General features: G+C 57.0%; 19 protein-coding genes. 11 read left to right on the plus strand and 8 right to left on the minus strand.

Annotated elements, in window-relative coordinates; genetic code table 11:
• Positions 1–81: 81 nt before the first annotated feature.
• Positions 82–795: an SIMPL domain-containing protein gene (locus H8S59_RS05195; protein ID WP_187520716.1), complete on the minus strand. Its 714-nt coding sequence runs from the start codon at positions 793–795 to the stop codon at positions 82–84.
• 252 nt (positions 796–1047) lie between these two features.
• On the opposite strand from H8S59_RS05195, the gene H8S59_RS05200 reads away from it, so the two are divergent.
• The 8 genes from H8S59_RS05200 (at position 1048) to H8S59_RS05235 (ending at position 11850) form a co-directional block, all read left to right on the plus strand.
• Positions 1048–2310: an ATP-binding protein gene (locus tag H8S59_RS05200; RefSeq protein ID WP_095098435.1), complete on the plus strand. Its 1263-nt coding sequence runs from the start codon at positions 1048–1050 to the stop codon at positions 2308–2310.
• The gene (locus H8S59_RS05205; RefSeq protein ID WP_122395569.1) at positions 2307–2867 is read left to right on the plus strand and encodes a response regulator transcription factor; all 561 of its coding nucleotides are present in this window, start codon (positions 2307–2309) and stop codon (positions 2865–2867) included. Before H8S59_RS05200 ends, H8S59_RS05205 begins: the two co-directional genes overlap by 4 nt.
• Positions 2868–2954: 87 nt before the next feature.
• Positions 2955–4691, plus strand: a complete 1737-nt coding sequence (locus tag H8S59_RS05210) for an ABC transporter ATP-binding protein/permease (protein WP_187520717.1) — start codon at positions 2955–2957, stop codon at positions 4689–4691.
• 94 nt (positions 4692–4785) lie between these two features.
• Positions 4786–5535: a FadR/GntR family transcriptional regulator gene (locus H8S59_RS05215; protein WP_027901127.1), complete on the plus strand. Its 750-nt coding sequence runs from the start codon at positions 4786–4788 to the stop codon at positions 5533–5535.
• 720 nt (positions 5536–6255) lie between these two features.
• Positions 6256–7167: a 5-dehydro-4-deoxyglucarate dehydratase gene (kdgD, locus tag H8S59_RS05220; protein WP_027901126.1), complete on the plus strand. Its 912-nt coding sequence runs from the start codon at positions 6256–6258 to the stop codon at positions 7165–7167.
• Positions 7168–7393: 226 nt separating this feature from the next.
• Complete coding sequence (locus H8S59_RS05225; protein WP_095098427.1) at positions 7394–8767, plus strand: MFS transporter; 1374 nt, start codon at positions 7394–7396, stop codon at positions 8765–8767.
• 10 nt (positions 8768–8777) lie between these two features.
• Positions 8778–10331 (plus strand): galactarate dehydratase, encoded by a 1554-nt coding sequence (garD, locus tag H8S59_RS05230; RefSeq protein ID WP_187520718.1) that lies wholly within the window; start codon positions 8778–8780, stop codon positions 10329–10331.
• Between the two features lie 328 nt (positions 10332–10659).
• The gene (locus H8S59_RS05235; protein WP_187520719.1) at positions 10660–11850 is read left to right on the plus strand and encodes a zinc-dependent alcohol dehydrogenase; all 1191 of its coding nucleotides are present in this window, start codon (positions 10660–10662) and stop codon (positions 11848–11850) included.
• 97 nt (positions 11851–11947) lie between these two features.
• Here the strand turns inward: H8S59_RS05235 and H8S59_RS05240 are convergent, their stop codons facing one another.
• From H8S59_RS05240 to H8S59_RS05250, 3 genes are all read right to left on the minus strand, one after another.
• Positions 11948–12718 (minus strand): alpha/beta hydrolase family protein, encoded by a 771-nt coding sequence (locus tag H8S59_RS05240; protein WP_095098421.1) that lies wholly within the window; start codon positions 12716–12718, stop codon positions 11948–11950.
• Complete coding sequence (locus tag H8S59_RS05245) at positions 12702–13826, minus strand: DUF3182 family protein (RefSeq protein ID WP_187520720.1); 1125 nt, start codon at positions 13824–13826, stop codon at positions 12702–12704. The genes H8S59_RS05240 and H8S59_RS05245 overlap by 17 nt, the downstream gene beginning before the upstream one ends.
• A gap of 117 nt (positions 13827–13943) precedes the next feature.
• A complete protein-coding gene (locus H8S59_RS05250; protein ID WP_187520721.1) occupies positions 13944–14324 on the minus strand; it encodes a low affinity iron permease family protein in 381 nt (126 codons plus the stop codon).
• Between the two features lie 156 nt (positions 14325–14480).
• On the opposite strand from H8S59_RS05250, the gene H8S59_RS05255 reads away from it, so the two are divergent.
• On the plus strand, positions 14481–14675 hold the full coding sequence (locus H8S59_RS05255; RefSeq protein ID WP_187520722.1) for a hypothetical protein: 195 nt from the start codon (positions 14481–14483) through the stop codon (positions 14673–14675).
• Between the two features lie 278 nt (positions 14676–14953).
• Here H8S59_RS05255 and H8S59_RS05260 read toward each other — a convergent pair whose 3' ends face one another.
• Complete coding sequence (locus H8S59_RS05260; protein WP_095098410.1) at positions 14954–15151, minus strand: hypothetical protein; 198 nt, start codon at positions 15149–15151, stop codon at positions 14954–14956.
• Positions 15152–15712: 561 nt separating this feature from the next.
• Here H8S59_RS05260 and amaA point away from each other — a divergent pair.
• Positions 15713–16999 carry an L-pipecolate oxidase gene (amaA, locus tag H8S59_RS05265; protein ID WP_187520723.1) on the plus strand — a complete coding sequence of 429 codons (1287 nt, stop codon included), beginning with the start codon at positions 15713–15715 and terminating at the stop codon, positions 16997–16999.
• Positions 17000–17136: 137 nt separating this feature from the next.
• Entirely contained in the window at positions 17137–17343 is a 207-nt protein-coding gene (locus tag H8S59_RS05270; RefSeq protein WP_187520724.1) for a DUF6434 domain-containing protein, read from the plus strand.
• Between the two features lie 256 nt (positions 17344–17599).
• On the opposite strand, the gene hglS is transcribed toward H8S59_RS05270, so the two are convergent.
• The 3 genes from hglS to H8S59_RS05285 all read right to left on the minus strand — a co-directional run bounded on the left by hglS (position 17600) and on the right by H8S59_RS05285 (position 22323).
• Positions 17600–19000 carry a 2-oxoadipate dioxygenase/decarboxylase HglS gene (hglS, locus tag H8S59_RS05275; protein WP_187520725.1) on the minus strand — a complete coding sequence of 467 codons (1401 nt, stop codon included), beginning with the start codon at positions 18998–19000 and terminating at the stop codon, positions 17600–17602.
• Between the two features lie 206 nt (positions 19001–19206).
• Positions 19207–20457 (minus strand): 2-aminoadipate transaminase, encoded by a 1251-nt coding sequence (locus H8S59_RS05280; RefSeq protein WP_187520726.1) that lies wholly within the window; start codon positions 20455–20457, stop codon positions 19207–19209.
• 243 nt (positions 20458–20700) lie between these two features.
• Positions 20701–22323, minus strand: a complete 1623-nt coding sequence (locus tag H8S59_RS05285; RefSeq protein WP_095098399.1) for a methyl-accepting chemotaxis protein — start codon at positions 22321–22323, stop codon at positions 20701–20703.
• Positions 22324–22509 lie beyond the last annotated feature (186 nt).

Below are 22509 nucleotides of genomic sequence, written 5' to 3' on the forward strand. Positions count from 1 at the left end.
GGTATCAGGAAACGGCGGCAACCACGGGCTGCCGCCTTTCAGCTTACAAACGAATAGCTCAATGAGCTGCCTGAGATGCCATCAAGGGATTGCGACTTCGATCACGCCATCAGCGGCAACGGTCACGTCGCTGGTGCCGGCTTCAACGTCCGGGGTCGGTGCCCTATCCGCACTGGCGGCTTTCATCATCATGACCGGTGCACGCAGGTACGGTTGCGGATAACCGGACGTGTTGAAGTTCAGGTTGACCACTTTGTAGCCAGTGCCACCCAAGGCTTCGGTGACCAGTTGGGCGCGGGCGCGGAACGCCGTCACGGCTTCTTTGAGCAAGGTGTCTTCACTGGCCTTGCGGGTCGGTTTGGAGATCGAGAAGTCCATGCCGCCCATTTTCATGTCGCCCAGCAGTTCGCCGGTCAATTTGGACAAGGCCGCGAAGTCGGCGCTTTCCAGGCGAAGCTCTGCGCGCTCACGCCAGCCGGTAATCTTCTGGCCTTTGTCATCGTAGATCGGGTAGCTGTTGCGATTGCCCTGACGAATCGTGACGTCTTTGACCTGACGTGCCTGACCCAGGGCTTTATTCAGGGTCTCGGTGATTTCGGCAGCCAGTTTGGCCGGGTCAGTGTTCTGCGCTTCGCTGTACACAGTAACGTTCATCAGGTCGCGGGTGACTTCCTGATTGACCTCGGCGTGTACGGAAACCTGGTTGTAATTGATGCTGTCTGCCAACGCTGGAACGCTGGTCAATGCGGTGGCGCCCAGGGCTAGCAGGGCGGCAGTAGGGCGAAGGCTGAACATTGGAAACTCCTTGTTATGAGGCATGCGTATAGCAGGCAGGCCTGCGACGGACGCCGGCAGGGCGCAAAGCTATAAGACTGTGAGTGTGAGGTGTGGTTCCGGCAGCTTCATGGGTTGCCGGGCGGTCTGATCGCGGAGGCGAAAGGTAAATTATTCATGAAACCTGTGGTGGTTTGCCGCAGTTTGCGCAGTTTTTATTGTTGCTTGGTTATACTCGCATCGATTCGCCTGGAGCACTCATCAGGAGAGCTCATGCTCGCCCCCGTCAAATTGTTGTCCGCTACTCGTCAGAACCTCTGGCGTCTGACCTTTATCCGTACGCTGGTACTGGCCGCTCAGGCCGGTTCTGTGGGTATTGCGTACCTGTTTCATTTATTGCCGCTGCCGTGGATGCAACTGGCGATCACCCTCGGATTCTCGACGATCTGGTGTGCGGTGACGGCGGTTCGGCTGCGTACGTCGTTGCCGGTGACGGAGCAAGAGTACTCCGTGCAGCTGGCATTCGACCTGTTTATCCACAGCGCCCTGCTTTATTACTCCGGCGGTTCGACCAACCCGTTTGTTTCTTATTACCTAGTCCCGCTGACCATCGCGGCGGTCACCTTGCCATGGCGCTATTCGCTGATACTGTCGGGCATCGCGCTGGCCCTCTATAGCTGGCTGATGGGGCATTCCTATCCTTTGGACACTTATCCGATCTCGCGGGAAAACCTGCAGGTCTACGGGATGTGGCTGAGCTTCGCCCTGGCAGCCGCAGTGATCACGTTCTTTGCGGCAAAGATGGCTGAAGAGCTGCGGCGTCAGGAGCAACTGCGCGCCGAGCGTCGTGAAGAAGGGCTGCGCGATCAGCAACTGCTGGCGGTTGCGACGCAGGCTGCCGGTGCGGCCCATGAACTGGGCACGCCGCTGGCGACCATGAGCGTACTGCTCAAGGAAATGCGTCAGGACCATAAGGACCCGGCGTTGCAGGATGATCTGGAAGTCCTTCAGGAACAGGTCAAACAGTGCAAGCAGACACTGCAACAGTTAGTGCGCGCCGCAGAGGCCAATCGCCGTCTGGCCGTTGAAATGCAGACCGTCAGCCACTGGCTCAACGAATCACTGGACCGCTGGCATTTGATGCGTCCTGAAGCCAGCTACCGGTTTCAGTTGCTCGGCAAGGACGCAGCCCCCATGCTTGCGCCGCCGCCTGACCTGACTCAAGCGCTGCTCAATCTGCTTAATAACGCCGCTGATGCTTGCCCAGAGGGCCTGGAAGTGAGTCTGAACTGGGACAGCACAGAAATCTGTATCAGCATTCGCGACCACGGCCCCGGCGTGCCACTGGCAATTGCCGAACAAATCGGTAAACCTTTCTTTACGACCAAAGGCGGCAAAGGCTTCGGCCTTGGTCTTTTCTTGAGCAAAGCCAGCGTGACCCGCGCGGGCGGCTCGGTCAAACTCTACAGTCATGAGGATGGCGGCACGCTCACCGAGCTGCGCCTGCCCCGTGACGCCCGAGGAGATGATGCATGAGTGACGAAACCCAGGTTGAAGGCGAAGAACTGCCGCATCTGTTGCTGGTTGACGATGACGCCACGTTCACCCGTGTGATGGCGCGGGCAATGTCCCGTCGCGGCTTCCGTGTCAGCACGGCCGGCTCCGCTGAAGAAGGCTTGATCCTGGCTCAATCGGACATCCCTGAGTTCGCGGCGCTGGACCTGAAAATGGACGGCGATTCCGGTCTGGTGCTGCTGCCCAAGTTGCTGGAGCTGGACCCTGACATGCGTGTCGTGATCCTCACCGGTTATTCCAGCATTGCCACGGCCGTTGAAGCCATCAAGCGTGGCGCGTGCAACTACCTGTGCAAACCCGCCGATGCTGATGATGTACTTGCGGCTCTGCTGTCGCAGCATTCGGATCTGGACACCCTGGTGCCGGACAACCCGATGTCGGTGGACCGCCTGCAATGGGAGCACATTCAGCGTGTGCTGACCGAGCACGAAGGCAATATTTCCGCTACCGCCAGGGCGCTGGGCATGCACCGTCGTACCTTGCAGCGCAAATTGCAGAAGCGTCCCGTTCGCCGCTAACGGCCGCTGTTTGTCATGGATGATCGCGTAGTGCGTCCGCCGCTCACGCCCGGACGTTGAACTTCACTGTGAAGTCGAGGCATCACCATGAATCGCAATGCCGAGTACACAACTGTAAATGACAGCGTGCGGGAGAAATTCTTCTCCCGCGTCTGGAAACTGATCACCCCCTACTGGCGTAGCGAAGAGAAGGGCCTTGCCTGGGTCCTCCTGATTGCTGTAATTGCGCTTTCGCTGTTCAGCGTGGCCATTTCGGTGGTGCTCAACAGTTGGTATCGAGACTTTTACAACTCGCTGGAAAAGAAGGATCTTGAGGCCTTTACCCAGTCGATTCTGTATTTCTGCGGTATCGCCACCGTGGCTATTCTGGGCGCGGTTTACCGTTCCTATCTGACGCAGATGCTGACCATTCGCTGGCGGCGCTGGCTCACCGAGCAGCATTTTGCCAAATGGCTCAGCCACAAAAGCTACTACCAGCTGGAGCAGGGCGGTTACACCGATAACCCTGACCAGCGGTTGTCCGAAGACCTCAACAAATTCACCAGCGATACCCTGACGTTGGGGCTTGGGCTGATCAAGACCATCGTCAGTCTGGTGTCTTTTTCGATCATCCTGTGGGGTGTGTCCGGCAGCATCGAATTGTTCGGCATCGAGATCCCCGGCTACATGTTCTGGGCCGCATTCCTTTACGCGGTGGTGGGCAGTTGGCTGACGCATGTGATCGGTCGGCGACTGATTCCCCTGAGTAACCAGCAAGAGCGATACGAAGCAGACCTGCGTTTTTCGCTGGTTCGTGTCCGCGAAAACGCTGAAAGCATCGCGCTGTCGGACGGCGAGCCCAACGAGAACGAGCGTCTAAGCTCCCGCTTCGGCATGGTCTGGAGCAACTTCTGGTCTATGATGCGCGTGCAGAAACGTCTGACGTTCTTTACGGCCGGTTATTCACAGATCGCGATCATCTTCGCCTTCGTGGTCGCCGCGCCACGCTACTTTGCGGGCAAGATAGAGCTGGGCGAGCTGATGCAGATCAACTCTGCCTTTGGCAACGTGCAGGAAAACTTCAGCTGGTTTATCGATGCCTACGCCACGTTGGCGTCGTGGCGGGCAACCTGTGATCGTCTGCTGAGTTTCCGACAGGCCCTGGACCATAACGAAGCTCACGTTTCAGCTATCGAGATCAGCCATACAGGCCAGTCGCTGAGCCTGGCCGGGCTGGCGTTGCAACTGGGGGCGAGCCGACAGTTGCTGAAGAACACGAGCCTGAACATCGCAGCGGGGGAGCGGGTCATGGTGGGCGGTCGATCCGGCAGTGGCAAAAGTACCTTGCTGCGTGCGTTGGGCGGGTTGTGGCAAAACGGTAAAGGCCACATTCAACTCCCTGCCGAACCCTATCTTTTCCTGCCGCAGAGGCCTTATCTGCCCATCGGTACGTTGCGCGAGGCCATGAGTTATCCACAGGCCGTTGAAGCTTACCCGGTGGAGCGCTTTGCCGAGGTGCTGGAAACCTGTCGACTGGGGCACCTGATTCCGCGTCTGGACGAGAGCAATCACTGGCAACGCATGTTGTCGCCGGGTGAGCAGCAGCGTGTAGCGTTTGCGCGTGCGCTGCTGTTCCAGCCACGCTGGCTTTATCTGGATGAAGCGACCTCTGCAATGGATGAAGAAGACGAGGCGTTGCTGTATCAGGCGCTGATCGATGAGTTACCGGATGTAACGCTGGTCAGCATCGGCCATCGCAGCAGTCTTAAGCGGTTTCATAGACGGTTGCTGCGTATCGAGGACGGGGATTTGCGCGAACAGCCGCATTCTCTGGCTGTTGTATGATCGGGGCGTACTATCCATTCGGTTTTTATGAATGTGTTCGTATAACCCGGTGAGCTATCATCACTTCTTTCATTGCTCGAGATCGACGTTGGATATGGAAAATCAAAGCGCACTGCCTCGCGCACGCCGCAAGCACCGCAGCCTTGCGCAAGAGCTGGTAACTGAACTGTCCGAGCGTATTCGCAGCGGGCTGCTCAAGCGTGGCGACAAACTGCCCACCGAATCGGCCATCATGGAAGAACAAGGCGTCAGCCGCACGGTGGTACGCGAGGCTATCTCGCGTCTGCAGGCGTCCGGTCTGGTGGAAACCCGCCACGGCATCGGCACTTTCGTGCTGGATACGCCAAGCCCGAGCGGCTTCCGTATCGACCCGGCCACTATTGTCACGCTGCGTGATGTACTGGCGATTCTCGAATTGCGTATCAGCCTTGAGGTCGAGTCGGCCGGATTGGCGGCGCAGCGCCGTACCGATGAGCAATTGCTGGCCATGCGTCAGGCGCTGGACGCACTGAATGAAAGTGCCGCCCATGCCGCCGACGCGGTGGGGTCGGACTTTCAGTTCCACCTGCAGATCGCGCTGTCGACGGGCAACCGCTATTTCACCGACATCATGACCCACCTGGGTACAAGCATCATTCCGCGTACCCGTTTGAACTCGGCGCGCCTGGCCCATGACGATCAGCAGCACTATATGACCCGTCTAAGTCGTGAGCACGAAGAAATCTACGACGCCATCGCCCGCCAGGACTCCGACGCCGCCCGCGCCGCCATGCGCCTGCACCTGACCAACAGCCGCGAACGGTTGCGCCATGCGCATGAAGAGGCTGAATCGCAGCGGGCTTGATCGGATGGCGGTTGCGCTTGCCCGCGACGAGGCAGGACGCGATGGACCTGCTATCTGAGTCCCCTTATCCCGCGCAAGCCCCGCAGACAGGATTCAATGATGACGTGGGACCGGCTTCAGCCGGGAAGAGGCCGGGACAGACGCTGGATTTTTATCTGCACAAATACCGCCTTCCCGGCTAAAGCCGTTCCCACGTCGTCAGCTTGCGGGCAAACATAGAATCTCCCACAGAACCCACACAGTCCCGTAGGACCGGCTTCAGCCGGGAAGAGGCCGGGACAGACGCTGGATTTTTATCTGCACAAATACCGCCTTCCCGGCTAAAGCCGGTCCCACGTCGTCAGCTTGCGGGCAAACATAGAATCTCCCATAGAACCTGCGTATTCCCGTAGGACCGGCTTTAGCCGGGAGGACGTCCGGATATTCGCTAAATTTTCTTCGGCAGGAATACCGCTCTCCCGGCTAAAGCCGGTCCTACGGGGAAACGCGTATCATCAGGTCCGCCTGCCCCCCATTTGGCCCGGTGATCATACGACCTTAGTCTATTCAAATCCCCGTCAAGGCCCATTCCTCCGGGGCCTGCGCTAGTATCTGCCACAGCTTAAGGAAAAAACCAAAAATCCCTGTTGAGTGATTTTATGATCAGTTGTACGATGACTTACGACATCGGCAGACGACCGGTGATCCATTCACAATAAATGCTCCCAGGGTGTTCGAATAATGAATCCACAAGAACTGAAGTCCATCCTCTCCCACGGTCTGCTGTCTTTTCCGGTTACCGATTTCAATGCGCAGGGCGACTTCCATCGCGCTGGCTACGTTAAACGTCTTGAGTGGCTGGCCCCTTACGGCGCAAGCGCTCTGTTCGCTGCCGGCGGTACAGGTGAGTTCTTCTCCCTGGCAGCCAGCGAATACTCCGAAGTAATCAAAACCGCGGTCGATACCTGCGCCACCAGTGTGCCGATCCTGGCGGGCGTTGGCGGTTCGACCCGTCAAGCCATCGAATACGCTCAAGAAGCCGAACGTCTGGGCGCAAAAGGCCTGTTGCTACTGCCGCACTACCTGACTGAAGCCAGCCAGGACGGCGTAGCCGCTCACGTTGAAGCAGTCTGCAAGTCTGTGAAAATCGGTGTGGTCGTTTACAACCGGAACGTCTGCCGCCTGACGGCTCCGCTGCTGGAACAACTGGCCGAGCGCTGCCCGAACCTGATTGGTTACAAAGATGGCCTGGGTGATATCGAGCTGATGGTTTCGATCCGTCGCCGTCTGGGCGATCGTTTCTCTTACCTGGGTGGTTTGCCGACCGCTGAAGTCTACGCTGCTGCCTACAAGGCGCTGGGCGTACCGGTCTACTCGTCTGCGGTGTTCAACTTCGTGCCTAAACTGGCGATGGACTTCTACCACGCCATTGCCAAGGACGATCACGTTGCCGTTGGCAAATACATCGACGACTTCTTCCTGCCTTACCTGGACATTCGTAACCGTAAGTCCGGTTACGCCGTCAGCATCGTCAAGGCGGGCGCAAAAATCGCCGGTTACGACGCCGGTCCAGTGCGTACACCACTGACCGACCTGACTGCCGAAGAGTACGAAATGCTCGCTGCGCTCATGGACAAGCAAGGCAAGCAGTAACACACCACGGAAACAAAGCCGCTGAGCGATCAGCGGCTTTGTGCCATGGGCGGGTTGCCAACAACACAGGGCTGATGAGGTCTGCGTCAGTTCGTAGGGATGCGTATCAACTGTGGGTGGGGAGTGTCGCTAACCACGACTTTTTCCAAGGGGCCGACAGGCGCAAGCAACACGAAAAAAACAGATATACCCGCGTAAAAAAAATAATTAGTGGGAGTTCACACACATGCAACAGTCCAAGCCGACTCACGTCCGCTATTTGATCCTGCTCATGCTTTTTCTGGTGACCACGATCAACTACGCCGACCGCGCCACCATCGCTATCGCGGGCTCCAGCCTGCAAAAAGACCTTGGTATCGACGCTATCACTCTCGGGTACATCTTCTCTGCGTTCGGCTGGGCCTATGTGGCTGGTCAGATTCCGGGTGGCTGGCTGCTCGACCGTTTCGGTTCCAAGAAAATCTACGCACTAAGCATTTTCACCTGGTCGCTGTTCACCTTGCTGCAAGGCTATGTTGGCGAGTTCAGCATTGGCTCTGCGGTCATCGTGCTGTTCATGCTGCGTTTCATGGTGGGCCTGGCCGAAGCGCCTTCCTTCCCTGGCAACGCGCGCATCGTTGCGGCCTGGTTCCCGACTGCCGAGCGCGGTACCGCCTCTGCGATCTTCAACTCCGCACAATACTTCGCCACCGTGCTGTTCGCTCCGCTCATGGGCTGGATCGTTTACAAATTCGGCTGGCAGCATGTGTTCGTAGTGATGGGTGGCATCGGTATCGTGTTCTCGGCGATCTGGATGAAAGTTATCTACAGCCCGCGCGAACACCCACGCATCAACAAAGAAGAGTTCGATCACATTGCCGACAACGGCGGCATGGTCGATATGGATCAGGACAAAGGTAAAGGCAAAAGCGGCGGCCCGAAATGGGACTACATCCGTCAGTTGCTGACCAACCGCATGATGCTCGGCATCTACCTGAGCCAGTACTGCATCAACGGCATCACCTACTTCTTCCTGACCTGGTTCCCGGTTTACCTGGTTCAGGAACGTGGCATGACCATCCTCAAGGCGGGCATGATCGCCTCGTTGCCAGCCATCTGCGGTTTCATCGGTGGTGTATTGGGCGGCGTGATTTCGGACTATCTGCTGCGCAAAGGCCACTCGCTGACCTTCGCTCGCAAAGCACCGATCATTGGCGGCCTGCTGCTGTCGACCACCATCGTTGCCTGTAACTACGTTGATATCGAGTGGATGGTCGTTGGCTTCATGGCCCTGGCATTCTTCGGTAAAGGTGTAGGCGCGCTGGGCTGGGCGGTGATGTCCGACGCTTCGCCGAAGCAGATCGCCGGCTTGAGCGGTGGCCTGTTCAATACCTTCGGTAACATTGCTTCGATCACTACGCCTATCGTGATTGGCTACATCATCAGCTCCACCGGCTCGTTCAAATGGGCACTGGTGTTTGTGGGTGCCAACGCAGTGGTTGCGGTGTTCAGCTATATCTTCATTGTTGGTGAGATCAAACGCGTTGAACTGAAAGAGCCTCCAACCAAGGGGCCACTGACTGGCGATGACGCCAGCGACCTTTCTCAAGCTAAATCCTGAGGAAACCGTGATGAACCTGATTCAACATGCCGACTCCCCACGCTACATCCGGCTGCACGAGCTGGATAACGTGGTGGTAGTAGTCAACGACCAGGGTGTGCCTGCCGGTACCGAATTTGATAATGGTCTGGTGACCGTCGATAACGTTCCGCAGAGCCACAAAGTCAACACCGTCGATATCGCTGAAGGCGAGCCGATCATCCGTTACGGACACACCATCGGATATGCCTTGCGGCCGATTCCACGGGGCAGTTGGGTCAGGGAAGATCAGCTGCGTATGCCATCGGCGCCGGCGCTGGACAGCCTGCCGATGTCAGACGCGGTGCCGGAAAGAGGCGCGCCGCTGGAAGGTTTTACCTTTGAGGGTTATCGCAACGCCGACGGTACTGTCGGCACGCGTAACATTCTGGGCATTACCACCACGGTGCAATGCGTGACCGGAGTGCTTGATCATGCGGTCAAGCGCATCCGTGAAGAGCTGTTGCCCAAGTACCCCCACGTCGATGACGTGGTGGCACTGACTCATACTTACGGTTGTGGTGTGGCTATTACCGCGACCGACGCTTACATCCCGATCCGCACGGTGCGTAACCTGGCGCGCAACCCGAACCTGGGTGGCGAAGCCTTGGTGATCGGCCTGGGCTGCGAGAAATTGCAGGCCGGGCAGGTCATGCACGAAGACGACCTTTCTGTTGATCTCAGCGATCAGTGGATGTATCGCTTGCAGGACTCCAGCCATGGCTTCAACGAAATGATCGAGCAGATCATGGAGTTGGCTGAAGTGCGCTTGAAGAAGCTTGATCTGCGACGTCGTGAAACCGTGCCTGCATCAGAATTGATTCTAGGCATGCAGTGCGGCGGCAGTGACGCGTTTTCTGGCATCACTGCCAACCCGGCATTGGGTTACGCCTCGGACTTGCTGCTGCGCGCAGGCGCCACCGTGATGTTCTCGGAAGTGACTGAAGTACGCGATGCCATCTACCTGCTGACGTCCCGCGCCGAGACTCAGGAAGTCGCCGAGGAGCTGGTTCGGGAGATGGACTGGTACGACCGTTATCTGGCAAAAGGCGAGGCAGATCGTAGTGCCAATACCACGCCGGGTAACAAGAAGGGCGGGCTGTCGAACATTGTCGAGAAATCCCTCGGGTCGATCGTCAAGTCGGGCAGCAGCGCCATCAACGGCGTGCTGGGCCCTGGCGAACGCTTCAAGCGCAAAGGCCTGATTTTCTGTGCCACACCGGCCAGTGACTTTGTCTGCGGCACCCTGCAACTGGCGGCCGGGATGAACCTGCACGTGTTCACCACCGGGCGTGGCACCCCGTACGGTTTGGCGATGTCCCCGGTGGTCAAGGTATCGACCCGTACCGAGCTGGCGACGCGTTGGCCTGATCTGATCGACATCGATGCCGGTCGTATTGCGACGGGTCGTGCAACGATTGAGGACCTGGGCTGGGAGCTGTTCCACTTCTATCTGGACGTGGCCAGCGGCAAGAAAAAAACCTGGACCGAGCATTATCGTTTGCACAACGACATCACGCTGTTCAACCCTGCGCCGATTACCTGATATCAGCGCTTTCGAATACAAACTGTAGGAGCTCACGAGCACCGCGAGGCAGCGATGGCGGCCTGTCTGATACACCGCGATCGCGGCCTCGCGGTGCTCGTGCGCTACAGAATTGGTTCCTGGCGCAGAGCCGATGTGCTGTTTGCAGGAGCTGCCGCTTTAGATAAAACACCCTCACTTAGTTCACCCCATCGGCCCGGCGGCGACAAGATTAACCACTGGTCATCTTTGCTTTAAGGCCCTCTGAACTTACATCTTCTTCGCGTTTTCCCTTGTTAGTTCCGGGCGCTTTTGCCCGACTGGCTTTATCGCCTGCAAGGAGAGAAAAATGCGCGCACTGACTTATCACGGGTCTAACGATGTCCGGGTTGATACCGTTCCTGATCCGGTCATTCAAGAGGTCGATGACATCCTGCTGAAGGTTACTGCCACAGCGATCTGCGGCTCTGACCTGCACTTGTATCGCGGCAAGATTCCAGCCACGGAATCGGGCGATATTTTTGGTCATGAGTTCATGGGTATCGTGGAAGAGGTGGGTTCACAGGTCACCACGGTCAAGCCTGGCGACCGGGTTGTTATCCCTTTCGTGATCGCCTGCGGCAGTTGCTTCTTTTGCCAGCTTGACCAGTTCGCTGCATGCGAAACAACCAACACCGGACGTGGCGCGATTCTGAACAAGAAGTCCATTCCGCCTGGAGCTGCGCTGTTTGGTTTCAGCCATTTGTACGGCGGCATCCCGGGTGGTCAGGCTGAGTACGTGCGCGTGCCCAAAGGCAACACCGGCCCGTTCAAAGTGCCGGGCACACTGTCCGACGACAAGGTGCTGTTCCTTTCCGACATTCTGCCAACCGCGTGGCAAGCGGTGCTCAACAGTGGGGTAGGTCAGGGTTCGAGCCTGGCGATCTACGGTGCCGGGCCGGTGGGTTTGCTCAGCGCTGCCTGCGCAAGAATGCTGGGCGTCGAGAAAATATTCATGGTCGATCACCATGCGTATCGTCTGGCTTACGCGCAAAGCACTTACGGCGTGATCCCGATCAACTTCGATGAAGACGATGATCCAGCTGACACCATCATCAAGCAGACCCGTGGCATGCGCGGCGTGGATGGTGTGATCGATGCGGTCGGGTTCGAAGCCAAGGGCAGCACGACTGAAACCATTCTCGCGACCCTGAAGCTTGAAGGCAGCAGCGGCAAGGCTTTGCGCCAATGCATCGCCGCTGTGCGACGCGGTGGTGTGGTGAGCGTGCCGGGTGTTTATGCCGGTTTCATCCATGGCTTCCTGTTCGGCGATGCGTTCGACAAAGGCCTGACGTTCAAAATGGGCCAGACCCATGTACAGCGTTATCTGCCCGAGTTGCTCGAACACATCGAAAGCGGGGCGCTGGCGCCGGAGGCGATCATTACCCATCGCATGTCGCTGGAAGATGCCGCCGAGGGTTACAAGATCTTCGACAAGAAGCAGGAGGAATGCCGCAAGGTGATTCTGGTGCCGGGGATGAGTAGCGCTACAGCGACCTAAACACCGACTGTAGGTGCTGCCGAAGGCTGCGATAGCGGTGTAACTGAATAATCGCTATCGCAGCCTTCGGCAGCTCGTACATAGGTTTACGGATCCGTCAGGAATACTTCGCCGAATGGTGCGGGTAATCCACAAGACGGGCACCGATGACCATCTCACTGATCCAGTTGGTCAGCATCGAGCTGTAGATACTTTGGCTCAGGTCGCTGCTCAACGCATGGTCGGCGCCGTCCACCAGGCGGTAGGTCAGGGAGTGAGCCAGTTCGAAGGCGCCGCGGTAGCTCATCAGCGTCGCGTGAGGCACATAGTCGTCCTGTTCTGATTCAATCAGCAGCACATCCCCGTGAAATTCTTTGCAGGCTGCCAGTGCACGGTTGTCGGCGGCGGTCACCGCTGAGCGGCGATAATGGGCCAGCTTGTCGCGATCCAGTTCCTGCTTGGGCATCTCCCAGTCAGCATCCCAATACAGCGCCGGTACACGCAACGCCAGCCATTTGACCGGGCGCATAGAGCTGAGGATAGTTGCCAGATAACCACCATAACTGCTGCCGATGACGGCGATGGCATCGCTGTCGACCGCCGGGTGGCTGACCAGCCGGTCGTAAGCTGCGAGCAAATCCGCCAGGCTCTGCTCCCGAGACACCTTGCCACGCATTTCGTGAGTGCGCTCATGTCCCCGCAGGTCGAACGTCAGGCACACGCAACCCAGGCCAGTAATATTTTTGGCGCGTGCCAGATCCCGTTGCTGGCTACCGCCCCAGCCATGGACGAACAAAATACCTGGGATTTTCGCCCCCGGCGTCAGGATCGTTCCGGAAATGGATTGGCCATCTACTGCAATCTCAATGCTTTCACTGCTGACACTCATAAGGTTTGACCTTTGTGAATTTGCTGATGAAACCAACCTCGGGATCGTCGCCTTCGTAAAGGACGCTGGCGTCCGCCGGGATTGTGGTTTCGCCGTATATTTCGTGAGTCGACGCGCAGATACGTTGCAAGGCTGGATCGGCCGCAAAAGCCAATAAAGCCTCGACCTCGGCCGGACTTGCACCCCCGATCCGCCAGGATTGTTCCAATACGCCGGAGCAGCGTTCGCCCTTGGCGTTGGTGCCTTGAGCAATGTCGTAGTTACGCCTTGAGGAGATGAAGTCGGGGAAATGTTTGAGCGCTGCGTTCTCGTAGTGCATGGCTTGAGTCACGGCGCGCCGAACCGGCTCATCCAACTCAAGTGCAAGCAGTGCTTCATAACCGCCGCGCACGATCCACAACGTGGAGCCGCCGTAAACCGTCTCGCCCTTGTTGTCCTCAGTCAGGCATTGGGTACCGTGATAACTGGCGGTGATGCCGGCGACCTGAACCAGGCCAACACTCAGGGTGACGACGTCAGTGAGGTCTTCTTCGATCACCAGCCCCCATGTTGCGACTTCCTCCATGTCTTGCTCGGCAATCGCCGTCTTGAGTTGGTCCTGATCAGTGACCACGATTTGCCCACGTCCAGCCGTCGCCAGCACCGGTTTTATCCGCGCCGGTCCATTGGCCAATACCCGTTCACCGGCACGCACTGCGTCGGCTTCATTGAAAACGGTAAAGCCTGCGAGGACGGAGTCAGCGGCATCCTCATGAATGTGTCGCGACCAGCCGGGGGGCTGCGCCGTGGCGTCATCCAGCAGGGGATGGGAAATGGCCTTGGTGGCCATAAAGGGCTCGGCGATCAAACCACCGAACAGGTCGTCGTAAGACCGAATGTTCAGGGCGCTGTTTTCTTGCTTGCCAATCAAGGTGTCAGACGGGATGAAGTACAGATTCATGCCCTTGTGGATGGTGCTGTCGTACAGCCCGAGAAATTCACAACCCAACAGCATCGCGATTTTCTCGGCCAGTTTCTGATGCACTACGACTTCGTGTGTGGCCAGTTTTTTGTGTGTAGGCAGAAGAACTACGGCAGCTTTTTCAGTGCTCGTTCCGGATCCGCTCATGGACGACTCCCTGTGTAGGCCAGTGGCTCGCTACGAGGTTTTTATACGTCGACTACCTGTTTTATGAACGGAGGGGCGGTTATAGAGTTCCCCGGCGCGGACCGCCGGGCCGTCGCATCAAGGCTCGGTTTTAGCCGGTGAGCCGAGAGCCTCGGTATCACCAATCGCTCTGTATTCCTTGCGCAGCGCACGAAGCTCTTTGTGATCCAGCTTGTCCAGGCTCAGCAATGCGTTTTGCGCGTCCTTGGTCGCGCGCAGCAGTTCGTCGATCTTGATGTGCAGTACATCGTTGTCGCGGTTCTGGGTGTTCTGAATCAGGAACACCATCAGGAAGGTGATGATGGTCGTGGACGTATTGATAATCAGCTGCCAGGTATCGTTGTAATGAAACCAGGGGCCGGTGATGGCCCACAGGCAGATCAGGGCAATCGCGGCGATGAACGTTCGTGCGCTGCCTGCCCATTTGGACAGCCCTTGGGCAAATCGGGAAAACTTCATGCGGTGTGGCCTTTCGTAGAATCTGTGAACTACAGACCACACCTGTTTCTTGAAATTTCTTCTTACAAATACTTTCATCTTCGTCAGCGGTGAAACCCTTTTGCAATGCTTAGCTGTTTACATCAGCGCATTGAATACTGGAAAGGGAGAAGTGCTATGCCGATGATCGCGAGATGGGCCCTGCAAGGTGTGGCGCTGTTTTTGTTTGCCTGGATGGCAGCGATGACAGGGCAGTGGAGCAGCGAAGTCATGGATGGCAGCCGATCAGACCGGCTAGCGGTGTTGGGCGAGGCGGCGTCGGTCAACAGTAAAACGGTTGCCAGCAATGAGGCCGCAAGCACCGCGCAGTAGTCTTTCAGAGCCGGATGAAATGGGTTTTCTGTAGGAGCTGCCGAAGGCTGCGAAGCGCTTATCCTGACGCGCCGCTATCGCAGCCTCCGGCAGCTCCTACAGGTCCAATGCTCAAATCCCAGACAAAAAAAGACCCGCTACGAGGCGGGCCAGGAGATTCAACAGGAGTGACGCTAGGTTAAAAGCGCTGCCGTGAAAATCATGTGAAAAGGATGTCGCAGAAATGGAAAGCCCGGCGAGTGAGCCGGGCTTTTTTGTTCCTGATCTTTAACCTGATCTCAGCCGACATGCGCCGCCGTCTGGTTGACCGATGTCGAACTGAACCTGCCGGGCAACGAATGCGGGGCGTTGATTCGTGATTGCATTTTTTCAGCAAATTCGCGGGCTTCATCCCTGCTGCGACATTTGACGGGGTAGTTATCCAGCTTCACGACCCAATTGGCGCCGTGGGTCCCTTCTTCTATTTGGATTAGCATCGGTAAGCATCTCCATCAGTAGTGAGGTGAACGAAACGCCGAGTCAACGGCGGCTGAAAACGTCGGGAAAATCCTGCGCCGAAAATGGCAAATGGGCTACACAAAAATTACCTATCCGATGAACGTAATAGCCCCGCATTTATTGGCCGAAACGGCTTATGTTCAAGATGGCAAAAATGCCGCTGTTCAGGTGCGTAAGTGGCGTTTTAATATCGTCTCGGCGTTATAAGGACGGTGAGTTGCGGGAGCTCCCAACTGTCCCTGACACCACGCTGTCGCGAAGCAAACACAGGACCTGTAGGAGCTGCCGAAGGCTGCGATCGCGGTGTATCAGAAGAAATGCTTCGCAGCCTTCGGCAGCTCCTACAGAAAATGTATTTCAATCTAGTGGCTTGCACGTTGTTTGATGAGAACAAGCTCTGCCCCCACAGACTCACGTCAGCCCGGATCATGCCGAAACCGACTGATATCCGGAGTAAAGGTCGTTTGGTATTGCCCTTGCATCGGATCAAGAATGAAGCCGTTATTTTCGTGTGCAGTTCTGGCGGGGATTAGTTCGAGATGGATCAGTTGCGTGAAAAGTGTTTGTGGGAACAAGTCACGACTCGTCAGATTCAATCTGCTGCGCTGAGCGAATCGCTCAAGGTCGATGTCTGCGTGATCGGCGGTGGCATCACCGGTTTGTCGGCGGCATTGCACCTGCTGGAAGGCGGCAAGTCCGTCGCGCTGCTGGAAGCCTCGCGCATTGGCACCGGAGGATCGGGGCGCAATGTCGGGTTGGTCAATGCCGGTAGCTGGATTGCACCCGACGATGCTGCTGCGGTTCTCGGCCCCGGCGTCGGGGAGAAATTCAACACGGTCATGGGCCTCGCCCCGGCACTGGTCTTCGACCTGATCGAAAAATACGCCATCGACTGCCAGGCCCGTCACGAAGGCACCTTGCACATGGCTCACAACGCCAACGGTGCCAAAGACATCCAGGCGCGCCACGATCAGTGGAGGCGTCGCGGTGCCGACGTCGAACTGCTGACCGGCGCCAAGTGCCGTGAGTACTGCGGCACTGACAAAATCCCTACCGCATTGCTCGATCGCCGTGCAGGCACCATTAATCCGATGGGTTACACCGTTGGCCTGGCAGAAACCGTGCTCAAGCTCGGCGGGCAGATTTTCCAGAATTCGCCCGTGCAGGCAGTCACTCGCGAAGGCTCCGGCTGGCTGGTCAGCACCGCAGACGGCGCGGTATCGGCTGACAAGGTCGTGGTATCAACCGGCGCTTACACCGAAGGCGAGTGGGCGGGCATCAAGCAGAACTTCTTCAAGGGTTACTACTACAACGTCGCCTCCGAGCCACTGACCTCAAGTGCTGCGGATGAAGTGCTCAAGTACGGCCAGGGCTCGTGGGATACCCGCCTGGTGTTGAGCAGTATTCGTCGCGACAACGAAGGCCGTTTGATCCTGGGCAGCATGGGCAAAATGAACAATAAACCCGACTGGTTCATCAGCCGTTGGGCTGATCGCATACAAAGCCACTACTTCCCGCAACTGGGCAAAGTCCAATGGCAGATGCACTGGACGGGCTGCATCGACTTCACCCCGGATCACATGGTCAAGTTGTTCGAACCCGCACCGGGGCTGGTGGCCGCCAATGGCTACAACGGTCGCGGTAATACCACGGGCACAGTCATGGGCAAGGCTTTCGCGGACTTTCTGATCAAGGACGATCCAAGTGTATTGCCGATTCCATTTGCCCCAGCGCCAGAGCTGAAAAGCGCGGGCGTGCGGGCGCTGGCTTATGAAACAGGTTTCAACCTGTACCATGCGGGGCAGTGTTTGCGGGTTATTCTTTAAGGCGTTGACAGTCGTCTAAGCTGAGCCACATTTTGTAGGAGTTGCCGAAGGCTGCGAAGGCAGTGCGTCTGACACCCCGCAATTCGCAGCCTTCGGCAGCTCCTACAAGTCACCGTTCCAATTCAAGGAGTCTTCCCATGCCCACCGACTGGCACAGCAACGCCATCACCCGAGCCACTCCGGTGGACAAGACCTACAAAAACACCCAGAACGTTCGACGGTTCATGCTTGAACAGTGCGGTGAAAAATTCAAATTCGACCGGGATTTCATGGCCTGGGTACGCAACGACATTCCCAAAACCATGGGCGATGTCGCTGATGAGTGGCAGCGTCGGCAGGCGTAGGAGCTGACGAGCACCGCGAGGCTGCGATGGCGGTTAGTCTGACACTCCGCCATCGCTGGCCTCGTAACCTCGGTGAGCTCTCATCAAACAAAATATAACGACCTGATCTGGAATACTTTTTACTGTAGGAGTGACCGGGGTGGCGATCCACATTGCTCGCGATTGCGTAACGTCAGGCAACAATTTATCGAAACAAAAATTGAATCGCGAGCAAGCTCACTCCTACAGGGTTCATGTTTGCTGCGCGACTCCCGGATCAGGCCAACGGTGCGATGCCCAGCGCTTGCGAGCACTCCAGCAGCGAGCGGCGCTGGGTGTCGGCGTAGAGCTTGAGATCATTGATGGTGCCGCGACCTAATGCGCGTTCGAAATCCTGTTGATTGGAGCTGGTGCCGTAGTGGGACTGCGCGTCATCGCCCAGGTTGGACTGGAAAATCCCCGCCGCACTGACCGGTAAAAAATCTTCATAAACCAACGGCTCGAAGTGCACGTCACCCGCGTTGATCAACTGCTCAAGGTCCACGTTCTGCTCTATGCCTGCGCCCTTCGCAATACCTTGTTCAGTTGGGAAGTAACGGAAATAAGCCAGACCCTGATCGCGCATCTGCTCGTAGCTGTCCGGGAACGCCTTGAAGGTTTGCCCCAGCAATTCGGCGTAACGCACGGCATTGCCTTCGTTGGGGAATTCACCCAGCGCGTCCCGAGCCTCGTTCAGCAACTGGTCATACAGCTCGCGGCCTTTGGGCGTCAAAGCTGCGCCACGCTGTTCGATTTCACCGAAGCGCGCCGAGTGGCTGCCTGCCTCGTGAGTGGATTGGCCGATAAACGTGATGGGCTCTTCCAGCGCTTTGAAACTGGTCTGGCGCAGCAGGATCGGGCAGTTGCGGCGCGGCGGTCCTTCAACCACAGCTTTGGGCGTGATGCATTTTTTAGGCATGCCTTCCTGCACGGCGTCGATGTCCAGCGTACGCGGGGTCAGGTGGTTGATGTGCGGACCATGAAACGCCACCACGTCCGCGATCAGACGATGCTGGGCATTGAGTTGCTTGTACTGATCCAGACTCACCGTGGCAGTGCTGTGCCAGCGAAATGTTTCCAGTGCTTGCTCGACGAAGTCCTGCGCGTCGGCTTCGGTCAGGCCGCCGTCCAGCTCAGACTTTTCAATCAGCTCAAGGGCGCGTGGGGTGAAGATCTTGCGCTGGCTGAGCACCTGACTGGCGAAGTCGCGCAGCTCGGGATTATCGATCAGCTCCAGACGCAGCAATGATGTGAACACCCGAAACGGGCTGACTTGCAGGGCGTGCTCATGCACGGCGCGAAAAGCCGTGGAGTGCACCGGTACGCCCGCGGGCGTCAGGTCGTAATAGCCCACCGGCTCCATGCCCATGACTGCAAATAACCGACTCAAGGTTGCCAGCTCAGTGGCGGTGCCGACCCGGATTGCGCCATGGCGCTCCATGTCCAGGCGCTGGATTTCACCGGTCTGTTTCAAGTTTTGCGCAACCTGCGAATTGCTCGCCAGCACACCTTGGTTGGTTTCCGCGACCAGTTCCATCAGCGTGCCGTACAGCGGCACTTCGGTCTTGTACATGTCCGACATGGCTCGGGAAAAACGGGCACGGATCTCGTCACGGTTGGCGAAGCTTGAAGCTGTCATTGCGGTGATTCTCCTGTTATTCGCATTAGGCGTCGTCCGCCTTTATCGACGACGTAATCCACGGCTGCCGGAGCTGTAATGCCATCTATGTGGGAGCTGAGCTTGCTCGCGATTCAGGCATCTCGGTTTACCTGATGCACCGGGTTGCCTGAATCGCGGGCAAGCGTCGCTCCCACAGGTGCTCATGCAGTCTGTAGAAATGATGATTACTCCAACCCCGCCAGACACCGCTCAAAAATATCCAGCCCTTCGCGCAACACTTCTGGCTCGATCGTTAGCGGTGCCAGCAAGCGAATGATGTGTCGCGACTTGCCACTGGGCATCAGCAAAAGACCTTCTTTACGGGCCGATTCCAGCAATTGCGCGAGCTGTTGAGTGCCCGGGGCACCGTCAGCGTTGATCAGCTCGATACCGCGCATGGCCCCCACGCCTGTCAAACGCCCCAGATGAGGCGACAACTTGTTGGCCTGCCACGCCTCGTAACGGCTGACGATCATGCTTTCCTGCAGCTCGCCCCAGGCCGACAGGTTCGCGTCGTTCAACTGGTCGAGGCTGGCGATACCCGCCGCGCACGCAATCGGGTTGCCGGAATACGTGCCGCCAAGGCCGCCTTTGGGCAGCGTGTCCATCAATTCTCTGCGACCCACCACTGCGCCCATCGGAATGCCGCCTGCAATGCTCTTGCCCAGCAGAATCAGATCGGGCTCGATGCCCAGTCGGCTGAACGCAAAGCGCTGCCCGGTGCGGCCGAACCCTGACTGGATTTCATCGGCAATCAGCAGAATGCCTTTGTCATCGCAGAACCTGCGCAGCGCCTGGGCAAAATCAGGCTCCATGGCCAGAAAACCGCCTTCACCCTGTACGGCTTCGAAGATGAAACAGGCAACGTCGCTCACGTCTATTTCGACGCTGAACAGCCGGTCCATGGCCTTGAGCGCTTGCTCGGTGGTCACGTCGTTGTCTTTACTGGGGTAGGGGATATGAAACACCGGGCCGGGCAACACGCCGACTTTTTGCTTGTACGGCGCGACCTTGCCATTGAGGTTAAGGGTCGCCAGGGTGCGACCATGGAAGCCGCCATCAAAGGCAATCACTGCGGTTTTGCCCGTAGCACCACGGACGATCTTCAGCGCATTTTCTGCCGCTTCTGCACCGCTATTGGTGAGCATGCCGCTGAGCGGATACGACACCGGGACAAATTGCTCCAGTTTGTCCATGAATCTGACGTAGGGTTCGTGAGGCACTGCGTTGAAGCAATAGTGTGTAAGTTTCGTGGCCTGATCCTGAATCGCCGCCACCACTTGTGGATTGGTATGCCCCAGATTGAGCACACCAATGCCGCCGACAAAGTCGATATAGCGCTTGTTATCGGTGTCCCACACTTCGGCGTTTCTGCCGTGGGACAGCGTCAGCGGGTGAACATGAGAAATGGATTGGCTGATGTTTTCGCGACTCATGATCAGTTTTTCTGCCAGAAGAGATTGCCCCTATATAAGCGAGTAAGGCCAATCACCCACAAGCGAAATAAACTCGCGGCGTCATTCCAATAATTCGGGACGTGGTACACCTGACCTATTCCCCAAGGAGCTCACGAGCCCCGCGAGGCAGCGATGGCGGTCTGTCAGACAAATCGCTATCGCTGTCTCGCGGGGCTCGTGAGCTCCTACAGGTTGTGTATTAAAACCGGCAAGGCGCTCGGCTCACAGGGCAAATCGAGAGACAAGCCTGTTCAAACCGACAGCCAGTTTCGACAGCTCGGTGCTGGCGATGGACGTCTGGCTGGCGGCTGACGAGCTCTGGATGGACAGATCGCGAATACTCACCAGATTCTGATCCACCGCCCGCGACACGTGAGCCTGCTCTTCAGAGGCCGTGGCAATCAGCAGGTTGCGCTCGTTGATATCAGACACCGCCGACGCGATGTCGCCGATGGCGATATTCGCTTCTTGTGCGATGGTCAACGTCAAGACGGCCTCGCTGTTGCTTTGCACCATGGAGTGCACCGCTTTGGCCGAGCCTGTCTGAATACCTTTAACCATTTGCTCGATTTCAAGGGTCGATGTCTGGGTGCGATGCGCCAGTGCGCGGACCTCGTCAGCGACCACGGCAAAGCCTCGACCCTGTTCACCCGCGCGCGCCGCTTCGATGGCGGCGTTAAGGGCCAACAAGTTGGTTTGCTCGGCAATCGAACGAATCACGTCGAGTACCTTGGCAATGTCCTGGGTTTGCGTCGCCAGGCCTTCGATTTCAAGGGTGGTCTGTTGCACGGTCTGGCTGAGTTGCTTGATCGATTTAATGGTTTCCGCGACTTTACCTTTGCCAATCGTTGCGGATTTTTCCGAGTCCTGGGTGTATTGCGAAGCCGCCACTGCGTTACGTGCCACTTCTTCAACGGCCGCTGTCATCTGGTTCACGGCGGTCGCGGCCTGTTCGGTCTGCATGTTCTGTTTCTGAATACCCGACAGCGACTCTTCGGTGATGGAACTCATTTCTTCCGCCGCCGCTGCCAATTGGCCGGAGGAGTCCGAGATATGCTGAATCGTGCTCTTCAGGCTTTGAAGCATGGCGTCGGTGGAGAGCTGTAACTCTGTTAATTCATCTTTGCCAGACACTTCGACGGTAGATCTCAAGTCACCTTCTGAAATCTGCTTGATGGATTGCACCAACTTTTTCACCGGCGCGCTGATGCTGTGGGTAAAGAGAAACGCAATAAACATCGACAGAATAATCGTGCCAATCATGATCGCAACGGTAAACGTAAAGCCCTGATCGTATTGCGTCTGCGCAGCAAGGCCTGATTGAGTGGCGCCGCTATCATTCACACTGATCAGATTGTCGATCGAGGTTTGCAGGGCAGTAGCCAACGGCACAGTGACGGTATTGATATAGACGGTGGATTCTTGTGTTGAACGGGTTTCGCTTTGAGCGATTAATACATCCAGTGTTTCTTCATAGCGCTTAAGGCCTTGCATTATATCGTTGTAAAGACGCTGTTCTTCTGGACCGGATACCAGCCCGGCGTAATCGCTTACCTGTTCATCCAGTTCTTTTTTCAACTGACCCATCTTGATGATCGACGCAGCTTTTTTGTCGTCCCCATCAGCGGTGTAATGCAGCGCTTCAAGCCTCAGGCGCAACAGCGTGGCGTCTACCTTGCCTGCCTGACGTATGCTGGGCAGCCAATCGGTTTCCAGCTCTACGGTGGATTTGTGAACCTCGCTGATCTTGTAGAGCGAGAGGCCACTCAGGCCCAGCATCAGCAGGCAAATGGCGCCAAAACTGAGCAGCGCCCTAGGGGTTAATTTGAAATTTCTCATGAACATGAGTTCACCTGTAAGGAAAGACTAGAGCGTTTGAATGACTTAATGTCCATGTGCCATCACTCTTGCCGCCTAAGATCTTAAAAAAAGTCTCTATATGCAAGAAATTTCAGAGGAGTGGAGATTGTAAAATTCAATCGCGAAGATAGTTAAATGGTTGACTGGAAATAAAAGCTTTTTTGACGTCGG

Origin of the sequence: Pseudomonas folii (assembly GCF_014357575.1) — a bacterium.
GTDB lineage: Bacteria > Pseudomonadota > Gammaproteobacteria > Pseudomonadales > Pseudomonadaceae > Aquipseudomonas > Aquipseudomonas folii.